The organism is Arthrobacter sp. S2(2024) (assembly GCF_036662515.1).
Lineage (GTDB): Bacteria > Actinomycetota > Actinomycetes > Actinomycetales > Micrococcaceae > Arthrobacter.
In genome coordinates this window covers 1-19,615 of the sequence record NZ_JAYKZI010000003.1, presented here as the reverse complement: position 1 = coordinate 19,615, position 19,615 = coordinate 1, and the positions used below count along the sequence as shown (strand labels likewise).

Sequence of the window (19,615 nt, the reverse complement as noted above, 5' to 3'; positions counted from 1 at the left end):
CTGTTGTTGATCATGCGATCAACAAGAAATGACACCTCACACCACATTTCACCTCACAACACGGAGGAGACTTCCATGGCCTGGAGAATGCCAGCCGAAACCGCACCCCATGAGCGCACCTGGATGGCGTTCCCTCGCACTGGCCTGACCTTGGGCGACGACGCCGCTTCGGCGGAAGAAGCGTACGCGGCCTGGACCGCCGTCGCGCATGCTGTGTCCGAGTTCGAACCCGTCACCATGGTGGTCGACCCCAGCGAACGGGACAGGGCCAGCCGGATGCTCGGCGCCGGAATCGAACAGCTTGAGGCTCCCCTCGACGAATTCTGGATGCGCGACGTCGGACCCACCTTCGTCGTCGACGACGAACGGCCCGGAGTGCTCGGCGCAGTTGACTGGATCTTCAACGGCTGGGGCGCCCCGGCCTGGTCCGAATGGCAGAAGAGCGCTGGCATGGCCCGTTTTGTCGCCGAAGAATCCGGCGCTGAACTGGTCACTTCCTTGCTGGTCAACGAAGGCGGGGCCATCCACGTCGATGGCGAAGGCACCGTCCTCGTTACCGAAACCGTTCAGCTCGATCCACACCGAAACCCTTACGCGGACAAGGCACGGGTCGAAGCGGAACTGTCGCGCACCCTGGGCACGACCCACACCGTGTGGGTACCACGCGGTCTCACCCGTGACTACGAGGACCTCGGCACACGCGGCCACATCGACATGGTGGCCACCCTTCCCTCTCCCGGCCGGGTCCTGCTGCACTCGCAGACCAACCCGGGCCACCCCGACTTCGAGGTCAGCCGCACCCTGCAGCGGTTCTTCGAAACCCAGCAAGACGCGGCTGGCAAGCCGTTCGAGACCACGCTGCTTCCCGCGCCTGAGACCCTCCGCGACGAAGAAGGCTTCGTCGATTGGAGCTATGTCAACCACCTCGTAGTCAACGGCGGCGTGATCGCATGCGGCTATGGCGAAGAGCGCGCTGACGCCCTGGCCGCGGAAATCCTGGCCGAGGCCTACCCGGGCCGCCGGGTCGTGACCGTGGAAGCCCGGCCAATCCTCGCCCGGGGCGGGGGAATCCACTGCATCACGCAGCAGCAGCCCACACTCAACGGGCCGGTGGCACGATGAGCCGCTTCGACGTCGTCGAGGCCTCCATCGCGCAGCTGCGCACCGCCCTGGAAGCCGGCACGGTGACCAGCCGGGAACTCACCCAGGCGTACCTTGACCGCATTGACGCCTACGACCGCAACGGCATCACGCTGAACGCACTGGTGGTGATGAACCCCGACGCACTCGCCGATGCCCGGGCCTCCGACGTGCGCCGGGCAAGCGGCACCGCCCTCGGGCCCCTCGACGGCATTCCCTACACCGCCAAGGACAGCTTTCTGGCCAAAGGGCTCACGGCCGCCGCTGGCTCCCCCGCGTTCAAAAACCTCATCGCGCAACGCGATGCCTTCACCATCGAACGCCTCCGCGCGGCAGGGGCCGTGCTCATCGGCCTGACCAACATGCCGCCCATGGCCAACGGCGGCATGCAGCGCGGCGTCTATGGACGCGCCGAAAGCCCCTACAACGGCGATTTCCTCACCGCCGCTTTCGGCTCCGGATCCTCGAACGGCTCCGGAACCGCTACCGCCGCGAGCTTCGGAGCCTTCGGCCTGGGCGAGGAGACCTGGTCCAGCGGCCGCGCGCCCGCGTCGAACAATGCCTTGTGCGCGTACACACCGTCTCGTGGGGTCATTTCGGTGCGCGGGAACTGGCCGCTGGTCCCCACCATGGACGTCGTGGTGCCGCACACCCGGTCCATGGCGGATCTTTTGGAGCTGCTCGATGTCATTGTGGCCGACGACGCCGAAACCCGCGGCGACTTCTGGCGCGTGCAGCCCTGGGTCCAGATCCCGGCCGCGTCCCAGGTCCGTCCGGCCTCCTACCCGGCGCTGGCACCATCCAACGTAGACGGCGCCCGCTCAGCGTTGAGGGGCAAGCGCTTCGGGGTGCCGCGCATGTACATCAACGCGGACCCCGACGCCGGCACCAGCGAAACTCCCGGCATCGGCGGACCCACCGGTCAACGAATCCAGACGCGCGATTCCGTCATGGCACTGTGGGAGGCAGCCCGGCGCGACCTCGAAGCCGCCGGCGCCGACGTGGTGCTGGTGGACTTCCCCGTGGTTTCCAACTACGAAGGCGACCGCCCGGGGGCGCCCACCATCGCCACCCGCGGACTGGTGAGCCCGGACTTCCTCAAGCGCGAAATCGTCGATCTCTCGGCCTGGGCCTGGGACGACTTCCTCTCCGCCAACGGGGATCCGTCGCTCAACAGCCTGGCCGACGTCGACGGCGCTGCGATCTTCCCGCATCCGGAAGGCGCGCTCCCGGACCGTTATGACGGGTTCGACGACGATATCGCCGACTACCCGGCGCACATCCGCTTGCACGGGGTTGCCTCCGTCACCGACATCCCGTCCCTCGAAGAAGGACTGCACGGACTCGAAGAGACCCGGCGGGTTGACCTTGAGGAGTGGATGGACGGCCTCCGCCTGGATGCGGTCATCTTCCCCGCGGCAGCCGACGTCGGCCCGGCCGACATGGACGTCAACGAATCCTCAGCCGATCTCGGCTGGCGCAACGGCGTCTGGGTGGCCAACGGCAACCTCGTCCCCCGGCACCTGGGGATCCCGACAGTCACCGTACCGATGGGAACTATGAGCGATATCGGCATGCCCGTGGGGCTCACGTTCGCCGGCCGCGCGTACGACGACACCGCACTGCTGACACTGGCCGCGGCCTTCGAAGGAACAGGCGAGCGCCGCACCGCTCCCCCGCGCACACCGCGCCTCGACTAACGGATCAGGTGGACTCGTCGTCGAAAGGGGCCTTCTGCCCGGCCGCCAACCGCACAACCGGGCGGGCAGGAGGCTGTCCAGGGGTCTGCGGCTGGGTTGGGATGGCAGGCTCAGGAAGCGGCTCGTCCTCGAGGAGGGCTTCACGGATGATGCGGCGAGGATCGTATTGGCGCGGATCCATTTTCCGCCAATCGATGTCCTCGAATTCCGGACCGAGCTCCTGGCGAAGCTTTTCCTGCGCTCCGGAAGCCATGCGCCGCAGTTCGCGGATAAGCCGCCCCAGCTTCCTCGCGTACTCCGGAAGCTTGGTGGGTCCAAGGACCAAAACGGCAATGATCAGGAGAAGAGCTACCTTCTCGACCGAAATATCGATCATGGCTCCATTCTAAATCCGCCGCCAGGTGGTTCCGGGGCGGCACCGGGCTTAGGAGATCGCGTACAACGCTACGGCAAGTCCAGCTGCCACCAACGCCTCGCGGACACCCTTCAATCGGGGTACGGCGTGCGATTTACTCTCGGCCGGCATCGCGAACGTGCCCAACAGCCAACCCGTGGCGGCGAAAAGCATGAGGATCGCGCCCATGATGTCGGCGAGAATGATGCCCAGTTGGTGTCCTGGATGATCCGACACCGATCCGGCTCCACTCGACGCGGAGAGCAGCACCCAGCCCGAGAGGGCTGCCACCGCTGCGCCATAGATCGCCGACCACCGCCCGGCTCCGGCGGCTCCCGCTGCCCGTGGCCCTTGGTACACGATCCTCACGACGGACAAGAGGAAGACAACGCCAGTCGCCGCTCCCAGCGGGACCACACCGAGCGGAGCCCACCCGAGCCCTACCGCCGCCATTGCGGCGGCCAATATCCCGGCGGCTGCGGCGTCAATCCGGGCCGCGACACTCTTGGCCCGGAAGATGGCTCCGAACCCCAACACGGCCGCTGCCCCGAAAAGCAGAACCAGAGCGCCTACAACAAACGAACCTCGGAACATATCCTGCCAATCCTCCTGCGCGCTTCCGGATGAAACCCACCCGCAGTCATATCAGTTCCGGATGGGAGAACCCTGCATGCTACGAAGATCAGCGCTGGAACAGCAGCGCAATGATTCCGGAGCGGACAATGATGGTGAGCCCAAGCGCCACATACACCACGGGAATAGCCCAGTTTCCGGCCCGCCGGCAGAACGCGCCCACCTTCGGGTGGGCTGTCAGCCAGTAACCGGCGGCACACCACACCGCCACCAGCACCGCGAAAGTCAGCCCCGTCACGACCGAAGCAGTCGGTCCCAGCGAATGGAACAGTGGAATGTATACCGAGATGTTGTCTCCACCGTTGGCAACTGTCACCGCGACAACCACGGGCACGGTCAGCGAACGGGGCTTCGGTGGATCTCCGGACGGGCGGGAAACCTTAATCAAGGCGTAGCAGCCCAAGACAAGCGGCACCAGACCCAGGAAACCAACCCACTCAACCGGGACGGGAGTGAGCGCCAACGCGGCCGCGGCCGCCACACCGGTCAGTATTCCAATGCCGAGGTATTGACCTACCCAGATTCTCCAGAGTCTGGGCACCGGGCGCGTCCTGGCTGACAGGAAGAGAACGGACAAGACCAGGAGGTCATCAAGATTTGTCGCCGCGAAGGCTCCAGCCGCTGTCAGTACGGTGCCGCCCAGATCTTCCATCGCTGATGACACTACCGCGTCGGGCCGGTGCCCTTGCCCTGACCACACCGGCTGGCGCAGTCGACCCCGCCATGGCAGCATCGGACGATGACTAGCGATAGCCGTCCGTACGTCGAGCCCGGGCAGCAGGAACCTGCCGTTCCGCTACTTGGCGGGGATGTGACGGAGGGGCTCGTCCGGGTGGGCGATACAGTGCGGCGCCCCGTGAGCGACGCATCGGCGCGAGTCCGCCGCCTCCTGGATTTCCTCCAATCGGCCGGCTTCCAGGGCGCGCCGCGGTTCCTGGGCATCGACGACAGCGGCAGGGACACCCTGAGTTTCGTTCCCGGGGACACCGCCGGCCGTCCCTGGCCAAGCTGGGTAGCCGACGAATCGAGTGCCATCAGCGTCGCGCGCCTGGTGCGGGCCTACGATGACGCAGTGCAGCCGCTGGGCGTACCCGGCTGGGCACGCGCGGACGACGCCGCTGATCCTCTTGGGTGCCCCGGCTCAATCGCGGGACCGGCGACATTCCTCGCCCACATGGACATCACCCCGGAGAATGTCGTCTTCCGGGACGGCACCGCCGTCGCCCTGATTGACTTCGATCTGCTGCGCCCCGCGACCCGGTCTGAAGAGGTCGCGAACTTGCTCCTCTGGTGGGGCGCGTGGATGCCCGTCGCCGACCGCGATCCCGTCATGCGCGGAGTCGACGCCGCCTCCCGGGCTGCCATGCTGGTGGACGCCTACGGCTTGGGCCCGGCCGATCGGGCCAAGATTGTTGGCGTAACCCGGAACGCCGCCGAGCGCTCCTGGCATGTAATGCGGCACAGGGCGCTTACCCAGGGCGGCGGGTGGAAACGGATGTGGGACGAGGGCATCGGGGACAAGATTCTTCGCCGCCAAGCGTGGCTAGCCGAAAACGCCGCAGTTCTCCACGCCGCAATAACGTGACCTGGCCTTAATCGTCGTCGAGGTGACGGAGCAGAAAAGGAAGGGTCGCGCGCATGGTCCGGAGATCGCCGTCGCTGGCTGCTTGTTCCCCAAGGTAGTCTCCATGGTTTCCAGGCACGATCATCAGGCGGCTCCCCGGAAACATTTGGTTTAATGATAATGATTATTGATAGCATCAGTAATCATATCGCCCCTAGCCGAAAGTTCACCATGCACCCTGCCCTCCTGGTTCAAGACTTGAGGGTGTCCCTCCATGGACGCGCCCTGATTGACGGAGTCAGCTTCACTGTCGACCGGGGTCAAAGACTGGCCCTTTTGGGAGCTTCGGGTTCGGGCAAGTCCCTGACGGCGGCTGCCCTCCTGGGACAGCTCCCGGCTTCGATGAGCGCCTCCGGGCAGTTGCAGATCAACGGAGTAGACGTGACCTTGTCCGACCGGCGAACCCGCCGCTCGGGACTCACCGCTATCCATCAGGACCCGATGTCAGCGCTCAATCCCTTGGTGCGCCTGGGCAAACAGCTGGAGATCCCGCTGCGGCATGCCGGCCTTTCAGGCTCCGCGGCGCGGAAAAGGGCACTTGAGCTGCTCGCGTCGATGGGAATAGAGGAAGCCGAACGGACCATGGAAAGCTTCAGCGGCGAACTGTCGGGAGGTCAGCTGCAGCGGGTCTGCATCGCGCTCGCCCTTGCCTGCCGCAGCTCCGTCCTGGTAGCTGATGAACCCACTACCGCATTGGACATGGTCAGCCAGGCCAAGGTCCTTGAGGCCTTGTCCCTGTATTCGGAATCAGCTTGCTCGGAATCCGTGTATCCGGAATCCGCGCGTTCCGCGGCCGCCGGCGCGATGTTGTTCATTACGCATGACCTTGCTGTGGCTGCGGCGTTTTGCCACCAGGCCCTCGTCTTGAGTTCCGGCCGGATCGTCGAAGAGGGATCCATGGAATCGGTGGTGGAGCGGCCCCGGCACCAGTACACGAAGCAACTGGTGGAAGCCGCCCATCTCGGATTCGATTCCCTCCGCCGGAGAGCCACAGCATGAAGGCAGTCCTGAGCGCTGGCAATCTCGGACTCAGCTACCCGGGCCGCAGACTCCTGAAGCAACGGCCGGCCCGGCCGGCATTGCAGGACGTTTCCCTCAGGATTGCCACGGGAGACAGCGTTGGCCTGGTGGGTGGCTCGGGCGCCGGAAAATCGACACTCCTGCGGATCCTGCTTGCTTTGGAGAAGCCGGACGCCGGAACCGTCACGTTCAACGACACCCCGGTTGTGCCCGGCCCGGCGTCGTCCTTGAGGTGGTACCGCCGCGCGGTGCAATACATCCCGCAGAATCCGGCGGCGACCCTTGATCCGGGCATGAACGTGGAGCGGCTGCTCCTTGAACCCCTGAGGCAACTGCGCATCAATGGAGATCACCGCAGGATGATCCTGGATGCCTTGCAACGGGTCGATCTCGATCGCGGCTTGCTTGCGCGTCGGCCCTCGGAACTCTCCGGCGGGCAAAAACAACGCGTGGCCATTGCACGGGCCCTGGTCCCCGCGCCAACCATCCTCCTGGCTGACGAGCCGGTGAGCGGACTCGACCTTCCCCTCAGGAACTCGGTCTTGGCCCTCTTGGAACAGCTGGTCCATCGGGACGGGCTTGGGCTCCTGTTTGTCTCGCATGACCTGGCCGCCGTCGCCCGGTTGTGCTCCCAAACCCTGGTCCTCTCCGAGGGAAGCATCGTGGAACAAGGACCCACCTCTGCCGTGTACGCGAACCCACAGACCCGGGAGGCCAGGGAGCTTGTCACCTCCATCCCCGGACTGGGCAGGGACGTGGGACAGGACAAGCCATGAACTCACGCGCGGAGCCCACGCCCCGGCTACTGCTGGCCAGCCAGCTCATCTTCAACCTTGGCTTCTACTCGGTTGTCCCCTTCCTGGCGGTTTTGATGCGCGAGGACTTTGGCATGGGCGCAATGGCCGTGGGAATTGTCCTCGGCGCACGTACTTTCGCCCAGCAAGGATTGTTCCTCGTGGGCGGAGCCGCCGCGGATCGTTGGGGAGCCCGGCCCGTCATGATTGCCGGATGCCTCGCCCGGATCTCCGGGTACCTTTTGTTGCTGTGGGCTTCAGACTTCCCCCTTTTCCTCCTGGGAGCCATCATCACAGGGGCGGGTGGCGCCCTCTTTTCACCCGCTTTGGAAAGCCTTGTGGGTGGGGCCGAAGAACGACGTGCCACCCTTCAGCCCCACAAAACCACTCTTTTCGCGCTGCTGGTCATTTTCGGGGAAATCGGCGCCGTGGCCGGTCCCCTGCTCGGCTCCGTCCTGCTTCAGACCGGCTTCGACGCGGCCCTGCTCGTCGGGGCGGGGGTCTTCGCCGTGATGGCAGTGGTCTTCGGCACTTTCCTACCAGCGACGACGGCGAGCGCCGTCGCAACGTCCGCCGGGAACTCGGCCGCCGCGCCGCCGTCGGACGCTTGGTCCTGCCTCAGGGAGAAGGGCTTCGTCTCATTCGCGGCTTTCTATAGCGTCAACCTCTTTGCCTACAACCAGCTCTACTTCGGGTTGCCCATCGAGCTGGAACGGAGCGACGCGGGTTTGGGTGCGCTCTCGGCTATTTTCGCCTACGCATCCATTTTGATCATCACCCTGCAATGGCCCATCGCCAGGCTCATGAAACGGAAGGGACCGGGCGTCGCGCTCGCCGCGGGATTTGCCGTTCAGGCCCTGGGGTTCGTCGCTATCGCAGCCATGGCCGCCTTCCCCCCGCCCGACGCATTCCCTGCGCTACCGGCGTTCCTGCTGGTCACTGCGCTCGCCGTCGGGCACATGTGCGTGGCACCGGTTGCCATGGATCTGGTCCTCGAATTTGCCGCAGGACGCTCCACCGGCGCCTATTACGGCTTGCTCGCGAGTTGCGGCGGAACCATGGTTCTCCTCGGCAATATGCTCCTTGCTCCGCTCTATGAACAGGCCACCACACCATCCCTGGCCGCGGTCTCTCCGTGGCTGGTGTCGGCAATTCTCGCGGCGAGCTCCGCGGCACTCATACATCGTTTCCTTCCGGCATCCGTCCCGGCACCGCGTCCGCAACAACTCCACACCGTTTGATCCACTCACACCCACGAAAGACAGGCACCAATCCATGGCTATTCCACGCCCAAAAGCAGTTGCCGCGATACTCCTCTCCTCCGCAATGGCCGCCGCCCTCAGCGCTTGCTTCGCCCAAGGCACCGCGCCATCAGCCAGCAGCACCGACTCCCGGATCAAGGTAGCCATGCTGCAGCCACCGCGTTCAGGACTTACTCCCTTGAGCGACGACGCCTTCAAACTCTCACGCTGGAAGACCGCCGAGACTTTGGTTGTCCTGGATGCCCTCGGCGATGCCCAGCCATCGCTTTCAACAGCCTGGACGCAACTGGACGGCAGGAATTGGCGCTTCGAACTCCGTGCAGGCGTGAAATTCCATGACGGAACGCTCCTGACGGCGGAGCAAGTGGCGGCGTCGTTAACGGCAGCAGCCAATGCCAAGCCCAAGCCGCGGATCCTCGACGGCGTGCAGCTCAGCGTCCGCACCGACGGCGGGAACGCCGTCGTCGTGACCACCCAGACGGACGACCCGCTGGTTCCGCAGCGGCTTTCCAGTCCCCAGCTTTCCATCCTCGCCGCGTCCGCCTACAAGCCCGGTGGCGTCGTGAGCCCCATCAACGCCGGAACGGGGCCCTACGTCCTGGCGTCCGCGGACGGCACCAGCTCGGCAACACTCAACCGCTTCGCCGACTACTGGGGCGAGAAAGCGGCGAGCGGCGGCGTCGACGTCCAATACGTTCCCGACGGCACGGCACGCGCTGCCGCCCTCAGGACCGGAACGGCCGACGTCGTGGAGGCCATTCCCGTAGGCCAGGTCGCCCAGATCAAGGCGGACTTGATCCACGAAGTCCCCATGCCCCGCACCAACACCCTCTACCTGAACACCAAGGCGGGTCCTTTCGCGGATCCGTCGGTCCGGGCAGCGGCACGGACGTCGGTCGAACGGGCCACCATTGTTGACCGGGTCTACGAAGGACGGGCGGACATCGCCGAAGGCCTCCTCGGCCCGGCTCTCCCCTGGGCCGCCAAGGAGCGGCAAAACGCCTCCTACATCGAAGCCCTGAAAAAGCGGGCGGAAGCGGCACCCGCCAACGGCCGCCGCATCAAACTTGGCACGTTCACGGACCGGGCCGAGCTGCCCGAGGTCGCCGTGCAGCTTGAGCAGCAGCTCGAAGCCGCCGGCTTCATCGTGGAGCAGGAAGTCCGCGAGTACCAGCACATCGAGGCAGACGCCTTGGCGGGCAAATTCGATGCCTTCATCTTGTCCCGGGCCACGGTCCTCGACTCCGGCGATCCCGTCGCCTACATGTTCAGCGACTTCTCCTGCAAAGGCTCCTTCAACATCTCCCAGTTCTGCGATCCGGAGGTGGACGCGGCACTGAGCAAGGCCGCAGCCATCCCGGCAGGCCCGGAGCGCCGGGCGGCAATTGCCGCCGCCGAGGCACTGATCCTCTCGAAGGACGCGGCCGTGCCGCTGCTGCATGAACGCGTCATCCAAGGCGAATCGGCCAGGATCCGCAACGTGGAACGCGATCCCCGCGAGCGCGCCCTGATCACCAGCAAGACAGGAATCTCCGGCTGATGCGGTGCCCCGCGTTCATCAAAGCTGCTGTTTCCAGAGCTGTGGCGCTCTTTGCCATAGTCGTGCTGATCGGGCTCCTGCCGTGGCTTTCGGGACACAGCCCGGAATACACCATCCTGCGGGCCCGGTATGCCGACCGGGAAGCGACTGACGAAACGCTGGGCATGATCCGCGCGGAGCTTGGACTCGATCGAGGACCAGTACACATCTTCTTCGACTGGGCCGGAGGCCTTGTGCGCGGGGACATGGGAAATTCCTGGATCACCAACACGCCTGTTGGCGCCGGCACTGTGGAAACCCTCGGCGTCTCCGTCACCCTGATGGCCTGCGCGGTGGCCGTTGCAACGGTGGTGGCCACCGCACTGTGCGTTCCTTCCGTGATGCGGGGGCTCGCCGGGAACCCCAGGCGGGGCTCCGGCGTCGTGGCGGCGGCCATGACGGCGCTCCCCGAGTTCCTGCTGGCGGCGATGCTCCTTGTCGTTGGCGCGGTGTGGCTGGGCTGCTTCCCGCCGTATGGCTGGCAGGGCCTGGACCACGCGGTGTTGCCGGCTCTCGCCCTCGGCCTGCCCGCCGGCGGGCTCATCGGGCGGCTCCTGTCCGACGCCATCAGCCTGGCGTTCGCCGAAAAATGGGTGGCCACGTGGGCCATGGCCGGAGCAAGCCGCGCCAGGCTCACCGCGGCTGTGCTCCGTCGGGCCCTGCCATCGGTGATGAGCCAGATCGGGCTTGTCCTCATTGGCCTCACCGGTGGGGCAGTTGCCGTGGAGAAGGTCTTCGCGATTCCCGGTTTGGGCCGTGCGGTCCTGGGGGCGGCGAGCGCCCAGGACATACCTGCGCTGCAGGCAGGAGTACTGGCCCTCCTCATGCTGGCGATCGGGGCAGGTTCCCTCAGCGCCGCGGCCCGGAACCTTCTCATGGGAGCAGCGCTGCGCTCGGGGACAGTTCCGGTTCCGGACTCCCCGGGAACACCACGACGGCGGGATGCCGCGGTTCCGCTCGTCGCTGCGGGAGCGTTGCTGCTCATCGTCGTCGCGGGCTTGCTTCGCGATCCGTTCACCTCAAGCCATGCACGGCTTGCCGGCCCGGGTTTGGAGCTGCCCTTCGGGGCCGATGCAAGCGGACGGGACCTCCTTGCCCGGGTGGGGCATGGCGCCGTGTCCACGTTGGGAACTGCATTGCTCGTGGTCCTGGCTTGCCTTGTGATCGGGATCGTCGTCGGGCTCTTCCCGCTCGCGGCCACCGGTCCCCTTGAAGTAGCCAACGCCGCTCCGCCTATCCTGGCCGGGCTGATCGTTGCCGTGATGACCGGCCCATCGGCTGAAGGTGCGGCGATAGCCGTCACCCTGGTCAGTTGGGCACCCCTCGCCGCCCACACTGCCGCCCTGGCGCAGGAGGCCAGGGCCCAGCCCCACGTGAAGATCCTTCCGGTCCTGGGCGTGGGAAGGGTCCGCATCCTCTGGCGCTACATCCTCCCGACCATCCTTGGCCCGGTGTTCAGGCATTCGATGCTCCGGATACCGGGAATCGCGCTCGCCTTGGCTGCCCTGGGGTTCCTGGGCCTCGGCCCCCATCAGCCGTCGCCCGAGTGGGGCCTCGTCCTTGCCGAAGGAATCAACTACGTGGAGCGGGCACCGTGGGCCGTTGCCGCCCCGGCGTCGGCATTGATCCTCGCCTCGATTCTGGCCGTTTCACTGTCGAGCGTCACGTGGTCGCGCTCGCAGGGGGATCCGGCCCCCGATTGACTCATTCGAATATATGTTCGAAAATTGAAGCATGTCATCCCGCCTGTCTTCCGCTTCGCCGGCTTCGCTGCGCGATGACTTGCAGGCGCAGATCCATCTCATGCAGGGCAAGCGCGGAAGCGAACGTTCGCTTCCCGTACTCCCCTCGCTCAGCAGGCTTCTCCCGGGCGGACTGCGACCGGGAGCGGCGTACTCCGTACAGGGATCCATGTCGCTGGCCATGGCCTTGTTGGCCGGGCCGTCACGCAATGGCTCATGGTGCGGAGTAGCTGGGCTGCCTGACTTCGGGATCGAGGCGGCAGCAGGTTTCGGCATTGCGCTCGACCGGCTGGTGCTGGTGCCTGACCCCGGGGCCAGTTGGATGCCGGTGATCGCCGCCCTGGCGGACGTGCTCTCGGTGGTCCTTGCTCGGGCTCCGGAGAGAGTCGCACCCGCCGAGGCCGCCCGCTTGGGAGCCAGGCTCCGCGAGCGGAGTGCCGTCCTCCTTGTCTTGGGACCATGGCCGCAGAGTGAAGCCGTCTTGCACGTGAATGGATACGAGTGGGCGGGGCTCGGACAGGGCCACGGACATCTCGCCAAGCAGGAACTCGAGCTCGAGGTTGCGCTGCGGGGCAGTTCCCGCAGGGCCTCCGTGGATCTTGCGGACAGCGGCCCGGTGGAGCTGTCCCGCCATCGGATGGGAGCATGATGCTGTTTCAGCTTGAAACCCCGGTACGGGCGTTGGTGACTTGGTTCCCGGATTGGCCCCTCGTCGCCGCCCGCCTGGCAGATGCCCTGCCGCCTGATGTACCTGTGGCAGTCATCGGCCAAGGGGTCATTGCTGCTTGCTCTGCGGAAGCCCGGGCAGAGGGAGTGGTCCGGGGCTTGCGGCTGCGGGAAGCGCAGACCCGCTGCCCTGAGCTGGTGGTGTGTGCCGTTGATCCGGTGCGGGATGCGAGGGAATTCGAACCTGTGGTCTCGTCTCTCGAGGAACGGACCCCTGGAGTGGAAGTGCTTCGACCCGGCCTCTGCGCTATCCGGGCCAAGGGTGCCGCCCGGTATTACGGCGGAGAAGAAGCGGCCGCAGGTGCTGTGCTTGAATCGGCCGACCGCCTCGCCGTGGAGGCCCGGGTGGGGATCGCCGATTCCGTGTTCGCCGCCGAGCAAGCAGCCCGGAGCACCAGCGAACTATCTGCCGTCCTGGTCCTCCCGACGGGTTCTTCCCGGGATTTCCTGGCTCCATTTCCGGTGGAAGTACTGGGGCAGCCGAAGCTGGCTTCCTTGCTCAAACGCCTTGGCATCCTCACTTTGGGGAATTTCGCGAATCTTCACGCCGCAGATGTCAGGGCCCGTTTCGGGGCTGCCGGAATCACTGCGCATGCCCTGGCAAGCGGACAGGATCCCCGCAAGGTGATCCCCCGGACTCCCCCGCGGAAACTGGATCAACGTGTCGAATTCGAACCCGGCCTGGACCGGGTTGACCAACTCGCCTTCCAACTCCGCGCCACGGCAGACGCCTTCGTGGCCGGGGTGCAGACGGAAGGCCTGGTCTGCACGGAGCTGAGGGTTCTGATCACTGACGAACGAGGGAGCCGCTCCGAGCGGACGTGGGGCCACCCCCGCCATTTCACAGCCAGCGACGTCGTGGACAGGGTGCGTTGGCAGCTTCAGTCGCAGCCCCCTGTATCCAACGATAAAACTGCCCAAGCCAGCGGAACGCACGACGGCGGCATGGCACGCGGCGGACTGTCGTCACCGGTCACGAGGGTCGAGTTCGTCCCCGTCCGTGTGGATTCCATTGCCCATCATGGTCGGGCGCTCTTTGGAGACGGAGCCGAGGAACAGATTCATCATGGACTCAGCCGGATCCAAAGCATGCTGGGGCATGAAGCCGTGGTAGTGCCCGCGGTTTCCGGAGGTCGCTTGCTGGCCGAGCGGCGCCGCCTGGTTCCTTGGGGAGATGCCTTGCCCGCGGGAACGGCCGCCCTGGCCTCCAGGCCGTGGCCGGGCAGGATTCCAGACCCGCAGCCCGCCACGGTGTTCGCTTCCCTCATCCCCGTCCTGCTGCTTGATGCGAACAAGGAAAAAGTCCGTACAGACCATCGCGGCGGATTGATTGCACCGCCCATGTGGTTCTGTCCTGGCGGAGACCCTGCACGACGGCGACTGGTAGCGCAGTGGGCCGGCCCCTGGCCGTTGCGGCAGAGGTGGTGGGACGCCGATCATCGCCTTGAAGCGGACCGGTTCCAGCTTGTGGACGGAAACGGAGAGGCTTGGCTCCTTCTCCTGGACGAGCAGAACTGGTGGGCAGAGGCCCGCTACGACTGAACACCAGACACTGAACTTTAGTCAGGAAGACAAAGATGGCTTGGAACAACCCGTCGATCCCGTGGTCGGAGTTCGAACGCACGCTGTCGGACCGGCGCGTGCCGGAGATCGGCAAGTCCAAAGGGGACGGCGGCGACAGCCCCGCCTGGTCAAGGAAACGCGGGCCTTACCGCCCGGTCCCCCTCGATCCCGCAAGGGTCGCGTCGAGGGCGGGTGCCGCCGTCGTGCCTTATGCCGAACTGCACGCGCATTCGCACTACAGCTTCCTGGACGGCGCCTCCTCACCCGAGAAGATGGTTGAGGAGGCGGTCCGGCTGGGCCTCCATGCCCTCGCACTGACCGATCATGACGGCTTCTACGGGATCGTGCGAATGGCAGAGGCCGCCGAAGCCTACGAGCTGAAGACCGTGTTCGGCGCTGAGCTGTCACTCGGGCTCAGCAAACCCCAGCAAGGCGAAGCCGACCCCGAAGGTGACCATTTGCTCGTCCTCGCCCGCCAGGAAGAGGGGTACCACCGTTTGGCAGGGGCCATGACGTCCGCCCATCTGGCGGCCGACGCCGAGAAGGGCCACCCCATCTACGACCTCGACGAGCTGGCGCATTCGCTGAGGAACCACTGCCTGGTGCTGACCGGATGCCGCAAAGGCTCAGTCCGGAGGGCCCTCATGAGCGACGGCGAGCAAGCCGCTGCGTTGGAAGTGGAGGCCTTGATCGAGAGATTCGGGCGGGAAAACGTGGTGGTGGAGCTCTTCGATCACGGGAATCCCCTCGACAGCAGCCACAACGATGCCCTCGTCCGGATTGCCGAGCGCGCAGGCATACCTTTCATCGCCAGCAACGCCGTACATTATGCGTCCCCGGAGGGATATCCGCTGGCAACGGCCATGGCGGCGGTCCGGGCACGCCGCAGCCTGGAGGAGCTGGACGGGTGGCTGCCCGCAAGCAGCGGCGCCCATTTGCGGAGCGGTTCCGAGATGGCAGCGCGGTTCGCCCGCTACCCCGGCGCGGTCGAACGGACTGTCGAGATCGCAGACGAGCTTGCATTCCAGTTACGGGCCGCCCGCCCGAAGCTTCCCAAGCTCGATGTTCCTGCAGGGCACAGTCTCATCACGTGGCTGCGGCAACTTGTTGAAGAAGGGGTGAGGGACAAGTACCCGGACGCCGACGAACGGGTCCATCGCCGGATCGAGCAGGAACTCGCAGTGATCGAGGCGAAGAACTTCCCCGGCTATTTCCTGATTGTGCACGACATCGTGCAGTTTGCCCGTTCCCGCGGCATCCTTTGCCAAGGCCGGGGGTCCGCGGCGAACTCTGCCGTTTGCTACGCGCTGGGGATCACCGCGGTCGACAGTATCTTCTACAACCTTCCGTTTGAGCGTTTCCTCTCCAGCCTCCGCGAAGAAGAACCGGACATCGACGTCGATTTCGACTCGGACCGGCGGGAAGAAGTCATCCAATACGTCTACCGCAAGTACGGACGGTTCAACGCGGCCCAAGTAGCGAATGTCATCAGTTACAGGCCGAAGAACGCCGTCAGGGACATTGCCAAAGCACTCGGCTACAGCCAGGGCCAACAGGACGCCTGGTCCAAGCGGCTCGATCACTGGGGCGATCTCAGCGATGGCAAGACCAACAACATCCCGGCCCTGGTCCTGGACCTTGCTGACCAGATACTGGGCTTCCCCCGGCACCTGGGCATCCACTCCGGCGGCATGGTCCTCACCGAACGGCCTGTCGGCGAGGTGGTACCCATCGAACGCGCCCGGATGGAAAACCGCACGGTCCTGCAATGGGACAAGGACGATTGCGAGTGGATGGGCCTGGTCAAGTTCGACCTTCTTGGCCTGGGCATGCTCGCCGCCCTGCAGTACTCCTTTGATTTGATCGACAAGCATTTCGGGGAGCGTTGGACCATCGAGACCATCCCGCGGGAAGAACCGGCCGTCTACGACATGCTCTGCCGGGCCGACTCGATCGGGGTGTTCCAAGTGGAATCACGGGCCCAGATCAGCATACTGCCGCGGCTGAAACCGAGGAAATTCTACGATCTGGTGGTCGAAATCGCGCTGATCCGCCCAGGTCCGGTCCAAGGTGGCGCCGTCCACCCCTACATCCGGCGCCGCGCAGGCACGGAAAAGATCACGTATCTTCATTCATTGCTGGAGCCCGTGCTTAAGCGGACCTTGGGTGTGCCCTTGTTCCAGGAGCAACTGATGCAGATGGCAGTTGCCGTGGGCGGCTGCACCGCCGAGGATGCGGACCTGCTCCGCCGCGCGATGGGCTCCAAACGGGGCCGGGAGAAGATCGAGTCGCTCGAGGCCAAGCTCTATGCGGGGATGGCGGCCAACGGGATCAGCAAGGACGACGCCGATGCCATCTACGCCAAGATCCAGGCCTTTGCGAACTTCGGTTTCGCGGAATCCCACTCCTTGAGCTTCGCGGTGTTGGTCTACGCAAGCTCGTGGCTGAAGCTGCACTACCCTGGCGCATTTCTCGCGTCCCTGCTGCGGGCACAACCCATGGGCTTCTACTCCCCGCAAACCCTCGTGGCGGATGCCCGCAGGCACGGGGTCCAGGTGTTGCGCCCGGATGTACTGCATTCCCTTGCCGAGGCGACCCTCGAAGTGCTCGACGAGGCTGCAAGTGCCGAAACAGGCCAAGTGGGCGGCATGGATTCCTGCCTGGACTTCCACCAGCCGGAGATCGGCCTCTTCCAGCAGGATCGACCACGCGAGGACCACCTGCACCGGCGGGATGGCTCACGCGCCGTGCGGTTGGGGCTCGACGGCGTCACGTCCATCGGCGCCGAAGTGGCGAAGCGGATCGTCACCGAGCGTGCGGAGCATGGCGCCTACCGGGACATGGCGGATCTGTCCCGCCGCGCGAATCTCAGCGCGGATCAGCTGGAGGCACTCGCTTCAGCGGGAGCACTCGATTCGCTGGGAATGAACCGCCGCGAAGCATTGTGGCAAGCCGGAGATGCCGCGCTCGAGCGGGAAGGACAATTGCCGGGGACCCACGTCGCCGTCCAGCCACCGCTGCTGCCCGAGCTCTCCCCCCTGGAAAATGTTGCCTACGACATGTGGGCGACAGGAATCAGCACCGATGACCATCCGATGCGCCATGCCCGCGAGGCCCTGGATTCGAGGGGGGTGCTGCGGGTGGACCGGCTCTCCCAGGTCGAGTCCGGCACGCGTGTTGAAGTGGCCGGCGTCGTGACCCACCGCCAACGCCCCCAGACCGCGCAAGGGATCACCTTCGTGAATCTGGAGGACGAGAGCGGCATCCTCAATGTCATCTGCAGCGTTGGCCTCTGGAAGAGGCATCGCCGCGTCGCCCGGGAATCATCCGCGCTGGTCGTCCGGGGTTTCCTCGAACGATCGCCGGAAGGAGTCACCAATCTCGTGGCGGACAAGCTGGAACCCCTGGTCCTGACAGTGAAGTCCAACTCCCGCGACTTCAGGTAGCCAGGCGTGCCGCACGGGCGAGTTCCCGGTCGTGTTCATCCGGGAGAGGTACGTGTTGACCTTTGCTCAGGACCGTGATGCCCGAATCCGTGACGTTATAGCCGCGCCGTCGGTCCAGGTCCGGATCCAGGCCGATGGTTGCGCCGGCTGGAACCCTGACGTTCTTGTCCAGGATGGCCCGCTTGACCACCGCCCCTTCGCCGATGGTGACGTTGTCCAACAGCACCGAGTCGATAACGCGGGCACCACTGGAAATGAACGCATCGTTGGAGAGCACCGAATTTTCCACGAGACCGCCCGATACGATGACGCCGTTGGAAACAATCGAGTCCTGGGCCGTGCCGACGGTTCCGCCTTCCCCGCGAACCATCTTGGCCGGAGGCGAAGCGCTTTGCCGTGTGTAGATCGGCCAATCGGAGTTGTAGAGATTGAACACCGGATCCGGCGAAATCAAATCGAGGTGTGCCTCAAAGTATGAGTCGATAGTACCGACGTCGCGCCAGTAGTTGCGGTCACGATCCGTGGCCCCTGGGACATCATTGCTTGAAAAATCATAGGCGAACGCTTCGCCACGGGAAACGAAATAGGGGATGATGTCACCGCCCATGTCGTGTTTCGTGTCTTGCCGGGTGGCGTCGTGTTCAAGCGCCCCCACCAAGGCATCGGCGTCGAAAACGTAGTTCCCCATCGATGCCAGGAACTGGGAAGGGTCTTCAGGAAGCCCACGCGCCGAAGCCGGCTTTTCCACAAATGCTGCGATCCTCTTGGCCGCGCCGCCGCTCGCGGTATCGGAACCAGCGGCCTCGTCCACCTCGATCACGCCGAACTGGTCGGCCATGGCCAGAGGTTGACGCACGCCCGCCACAGTGGCCTTTGCGCCGGAGCTGATATGGCTACGCACCATGTGCTCGAAATCCATCCGGTAGACGTGGTCAGCACCCACGACCACGACGATGTCAGGACGGGCGTCTTCGATGAGGTTGAGCGACTGGTAGATCGCATTTGCGCTGCCTAGGAACCAGCTTTTACTGACGCGCTGTTGAGCCGGAACCGACGCTACATAGTTGCCCAATTGTGCGGACATCCGCCACGTTTCTGAAATGTGCCGGTCCAGGCTGTGGGACTTGTATTGGGTCAGCACCACAATCTGCCAATAGCCCGAGTTGGTCAGATTGGACAGGGCGAAGTCGATCAGCCGGTAACTCCCTGCGAACGGGACGGCTGGTTTGGCGCGATCTCCGGTAAGCGGCATGAGTCGTTTTCCCTCACCGCCGGCCAGCACAATCGCCAAGACTTTCTTCGAAGCCATCGTCACTCCCTTGTGTTTGATGTTGGCCGTGGAACTACTCACCGCGCGTTGCGATGAAGCTCGGGGTGGAACGCGCCCCCGCTGCTCGAACAGCAGCGGGGGCGCATTCCTAGGCGTTCGCGATCAGCCCCAGTTCGGCCTTGGAGGCCAGGGAGGGGTGTTTCGGGAAGACCCGGACGGTGTAACCGAAGGATCCGGAGCGGTTGATCAGGATGGACCCGGTGAACAGGTGGCGCCCGTTGCCAAGGTCCTCCGTTTCGGTCAGCTCGACCAGGGCCACATCTTCCAGTTCGTCTCCGTCCTGGGCCCGGCCATACGCCACCTCAACCGACACGTCCTCGGGCGTGAGTTCGTGCAGGGCGATGTAGGCGTTGACCTGGAGGGTGTCGCCGATCTGGGGCTCCTCGGAGACGCCGATGGAATCGACGTGTTCCACGATCAGCTGTGGCCAGGCGGTGCGGACCTTGGTGGTCCAGGCCGCGAGCTCCTTCGCTTCCTTGAACGACGCCGTTCCCGCCTGCCTCCCGGCGACAGCCGCGGGGCGGTAGAGGGTGTTGACGTAGTCCTGGAGCATGCGGTCGGCCGAGACGGCGGGGCCGAGGTGGGCCAGGGTGTGCTTGATCATCGAGACCCAGTGTGTCGGCACGGCTTCCGGGCCGGACTGCGAGGGCCCGGCCGCGCCG

Annotated in this window: 14 protein-coding genes and 2 pseudogenes; 11 read left to right on the top strand and 5 right to left on the bottom strand. The window is 65.2% G+C overall.

Translation table 11 applies throughout. The features are described 5' to 3' along the window. Positions 1 to 75: 75 nt before the first annotated feature. On the top strand, positions 76 to 1,122 hold the full coding sequence (locus VLA65_RS06630) for an agmatine deiminase family protein (RefSeq protein ID WP_307052958.1): 1,047 nt from the start codon (positions 76 to 78) through the stop codon (positions 1,120 to 1,122). Further along, positions 1,119 to 2,840 (top strand): amidase, encoded by a 1,722-nt coding sequence (locus VLA65_RS06625; RefSeq protein ID WP_332602079.1) that lies wholly within the window; start codon positions 1,119 to 1,121, stop codon positions 2,838 to 2,840. Before VLA65_RS06630 ends, VLA65_RS06625 begins: the two co-directional genes overlap by 4 nt. A gap of 4 nt (positions 2,841 to 2,844) precedes the next feature. Here the strand turns inward: VLA65_RS06625 and VLA65_RS06620 are convergent, their stop codons facing one another. From VLA65_RS06620 to VLA65_RS06610, 3 genes are all read right to left on the bottom strand, one after another. Beyond that, positions 2,845 to 3,216, bottom strand: a complete 372-nt coding sequence (locus VLA65_RS06620; protein WP_332602078.1) for a sec-independent translocase — start codon at positions 3,214 to 3,216, stop codon at positions 2,845 to 2,847. Positions 3,217 to 3,264: 48 nt separating this feature from the next. Further along, the gene (locus tag VLA65_RS06615) at positions 3,265 to 3,828 is read right to left on the bottom strand and encodes a hypothetical protein (protein WP_059389348.1); all 564 of its coding nucleotides are present in this window, start codon (positions 3,826 to 3,828) and stop codon (positions 3,265 to 3,267) included. 88 nt (positions 3,829 to 3,916) lie between these two features. Next, positions 3,917 to 4,519, bottom strand: coding sequence for a cadmium resistance transporter (locus tag VLA65_RS06610; protein ID WP_332602077.1), 603 nt, complete (start codon positions 4,517 to 4,519; stop codon positions 3,917 to 3,919). Positions 4,520 to 4,606: 87 nt separating this feature from the next. Between VLA65_RS06610 and VLA65_RS06605 the strand changes: the two genes are divergently transcribed. The 9 genes from VLA65_RS06605 to VLA65_RS06565 all read left to right on the top strand — a co-directional run bounded on the left by VLA65_RS06605 (position 4,607) and on the right by VLA65_RS06565 (position 17,623). Continuing rightward, a complete protein-coding gene (locus tag VLA65_RS06605; protein WP_332602076.1) occupies positions 4,607 to 5,452 on the top strand; it encodes a phosphotransferase in 846 nt (281 codons plus the stop codon). 159 nt (positions 5,453 to 5,611) lie between these two features. Next, a complete protein-coding gene (locus VLA65_RS06600) occupies positions 5,612 to 6,490 on the top strand; it encodes an ABC transporter ATP-binding protein (protein WP_332602075.1) in 879 nt (292 codons plus the stop codon). Then, positions 6,487 to 7,287: an ABC transporter ATP-binding protein gene (locus VLA65_RS06595; RefSeq protein WP_332602074.1), complete on the top strand. Its 801-nt coding sequence runs from the start codon at positions 6,487 to 6,489 to the stop codon at positions 7,285 to 7,287. Before VLA65_RS06600 ends, VLA65_RS06595 begins: the two co-directional genes overlap by 4 nt. Next, entirely contained in the window at positions 7,284 to 8,546 is a 1,263-nt protein-coding gene (locus tag VLA65_RS06590) for an MFS transporter (RefSeq protein ID WP_332602073.1), read from the top strand. The genes VLA65_RS06595 and VLA65_RS06590 overlap by 4 nt, the downstream gene beginning before the upstream one ends. 34 nt (positions 8,547 to 8,580) lie before the next feature. Further along, entirely contained in the window at positions 8,581 to 10,107 is a 1,527-nt protein-coding gene (locus VLA65_RS06585; protein WP_332602072.1) for an ABC transporter substrate-binding protein, read from the top strand. Continuing rightward, a complete protein-coding gene (locus tag VLA65_RS06580; RefSeq protein WP_332602071.1) occupies positions 10,107 to 11,849 on the top strand; it encodes an ABC transporter permease subunit in 1,743 nt (580 codons plus the stop codon). Before VLA65_RS06585 ends, VLA65_RS06580 begins: the two co-directional genes overlap by 1 nt. 31 nt (positions 11,850 to 11,880) lie before the next feature. After that, a complete protein-coding gene (locus tag VLA65_RS06575; protein WP_332602070.1) occupies positions 11,881 to 12,537 on the top strand; it encodes a hypothetical protein in 657 nt (218 codons plus the stop codon). Next, positions 12,534 to 14,156 carry a DNA polymerase Y family protein gene (locus VLA65_RS06570; RefSeq protein WP_332602069.1) on the top strand — a complete coding sequence of 541 codons (1,623 nt, stop codon included), beginning with the start codon at positions 12,534 to 12,536 and terminating at the stop codon, positions 14,154 to 14,156. The genes VLA65_RS06575 and VLA65_RS06570 overlap by 4 nt, the downstream gene beginning before the upstream one ends. 35 nt (positions 14,157 to 14,191) lie before the next feature. Beyond that, complete coding sequence (locus VLA65_RS06565) at positions 14,192 to 17,623, top strand: error-prone DNA polymerase (RefSeq protein ID WP_332602068.1); 3,432 nt, start codon at positions 14,192 to 14,194, stop codon at positions 17,621 to 17,623. Here VLA65_RS06565 and glgC read toward each other — a convergent pair. Together glgC and VLA65_RS06555 are read right to left on the bottom strand one after the other, a co-directional pair. Next, positions 17,619 to 18,938: pseudogene (gene glgC / locus VLA65_RS06560) on the bottom strand (glucose-1-phosphate adenylyltransferase); the annotation flags it as partial. The gene VLA65_RS06565 and the pseudogene glgC overlap by 5 nt on opposite strands. A gap of 103 nt (positions 18,939 to 19,041) precedes the next feature. Then, positions 19,042 to 19,615 (bottom strand): annotated as a pseudogene (locus tag VLA65_RS06555) (DUF3417 domain-containing protein); the annotation flags it as partial.

What these genes read in the sequence shown, in the direction of transcription:
- VLA65_RS06570 (WP_332602069.1), top strand. Translation starts at nt 12,534, where the DNA reads ATGATGCTGTTTCAGCTTGAAACCCCGGTACGGGCGTTGGTGACTTGG.
- VLA65_RS06625 (WP_332602079.1), top strand. Translation starts at nt 1,119, where the DNA reads ATGAGCCGCTTCGACGTCGTCGAGGCCTCCATCGCGCAGCTGCGCACC.
- VLA65_RS06615 (WP_059389348.1), bottom strand. Translation starts at nt 3,828, where the DNA reads ATGTTCCGAGGTTCGTTTGTTGTAGGCGCTCTGGTTCTGCTTTTCGGG.
- VLA65_RS06575 (WP_332602070.1), top strand. Translation starts at nt 11,881, where the DNA reads ATGTCATCCCGCCTGTCTTCCGCTTCGCCGGCTTCGCTGCGCGATGAC.
- VLA65_RS06565 (WP_332602068.1), top strand. Translation starts at nt 14,192, where the DNA reads ATGGCTTGGAACAACCCGTCGATCCCGTGGTCGGAGTTCGAACGCACG.
- VLA65_RS06580 (WP_332602071.1), top strand. Translation starts at nt 10,107, where the DNA reads ATGCGGTGCCCCGCGTTCATCAAAGCTGCTGTTTCCAGAGCTGTGGCG.
- VLA65_RS06620 (WP_332602078.1), bottom strand. Translation starts at nt 3,216, where the DNA reads ATGATCGATATTTCGGTCGAGAAGGTAGCTCTTCTCCTGATCATTGCC.
- VLA65_RS06605 (WP_332602076.1), top strand. Translation starts at nt 4,607, where the DNA reads ATGACTAGCGATAGCCGTCCGTACGTCGAGCCCGGGCAGCAGGAACCT.
- VLA65_RS06585 (WP_332602072.1), top strand. Translation starts at nt 8,581, where the DNA reads ATGGCTATTCCACGCCCAAAAGCAGTTGCCGCGATACTCCTCTCCTCC.
- VLA65_RS06595 (WP_332602074.1), top strand. Translation starts at nt 6,487, where the DNA reads ATGAAGGCAGTCCTGAGCGCTGGCAATCTCGGACTCAGCTACCCGGGC.
- VLA65_RS06600 (WP_332602075.1), top strand. Translation starts at nt 5,612, where the DNA reads ATGATTATTGATAGCATCAGTAATCATATCGCCCCTAGCCGAAAGTTC.
- VLA65_RS06610 (WP_332602077.1), bottom strand. Translation starts at nt 4,519, where the DNA reads ATGGAAGATCTGGGCGGCACCGTACTGACAGCGGCTGGAGCCTTCGCG.
- VLA65_RS06590 (WP_332602073.1), top strand. Translation starts at nt 7,284, where the DNA reads ATGAACTCACGCGCGGAGCCCACGCCCCGGCTACTGCTGGCCAGCCAG.
- VLA65_RS06630 (WP_307052958.1), top strand. Translation starts at nt 76, where the DNA reads ATGGCCTGGAGAATGCCAGCCGAAACCGCACCCCATGAGCGCACCTGG.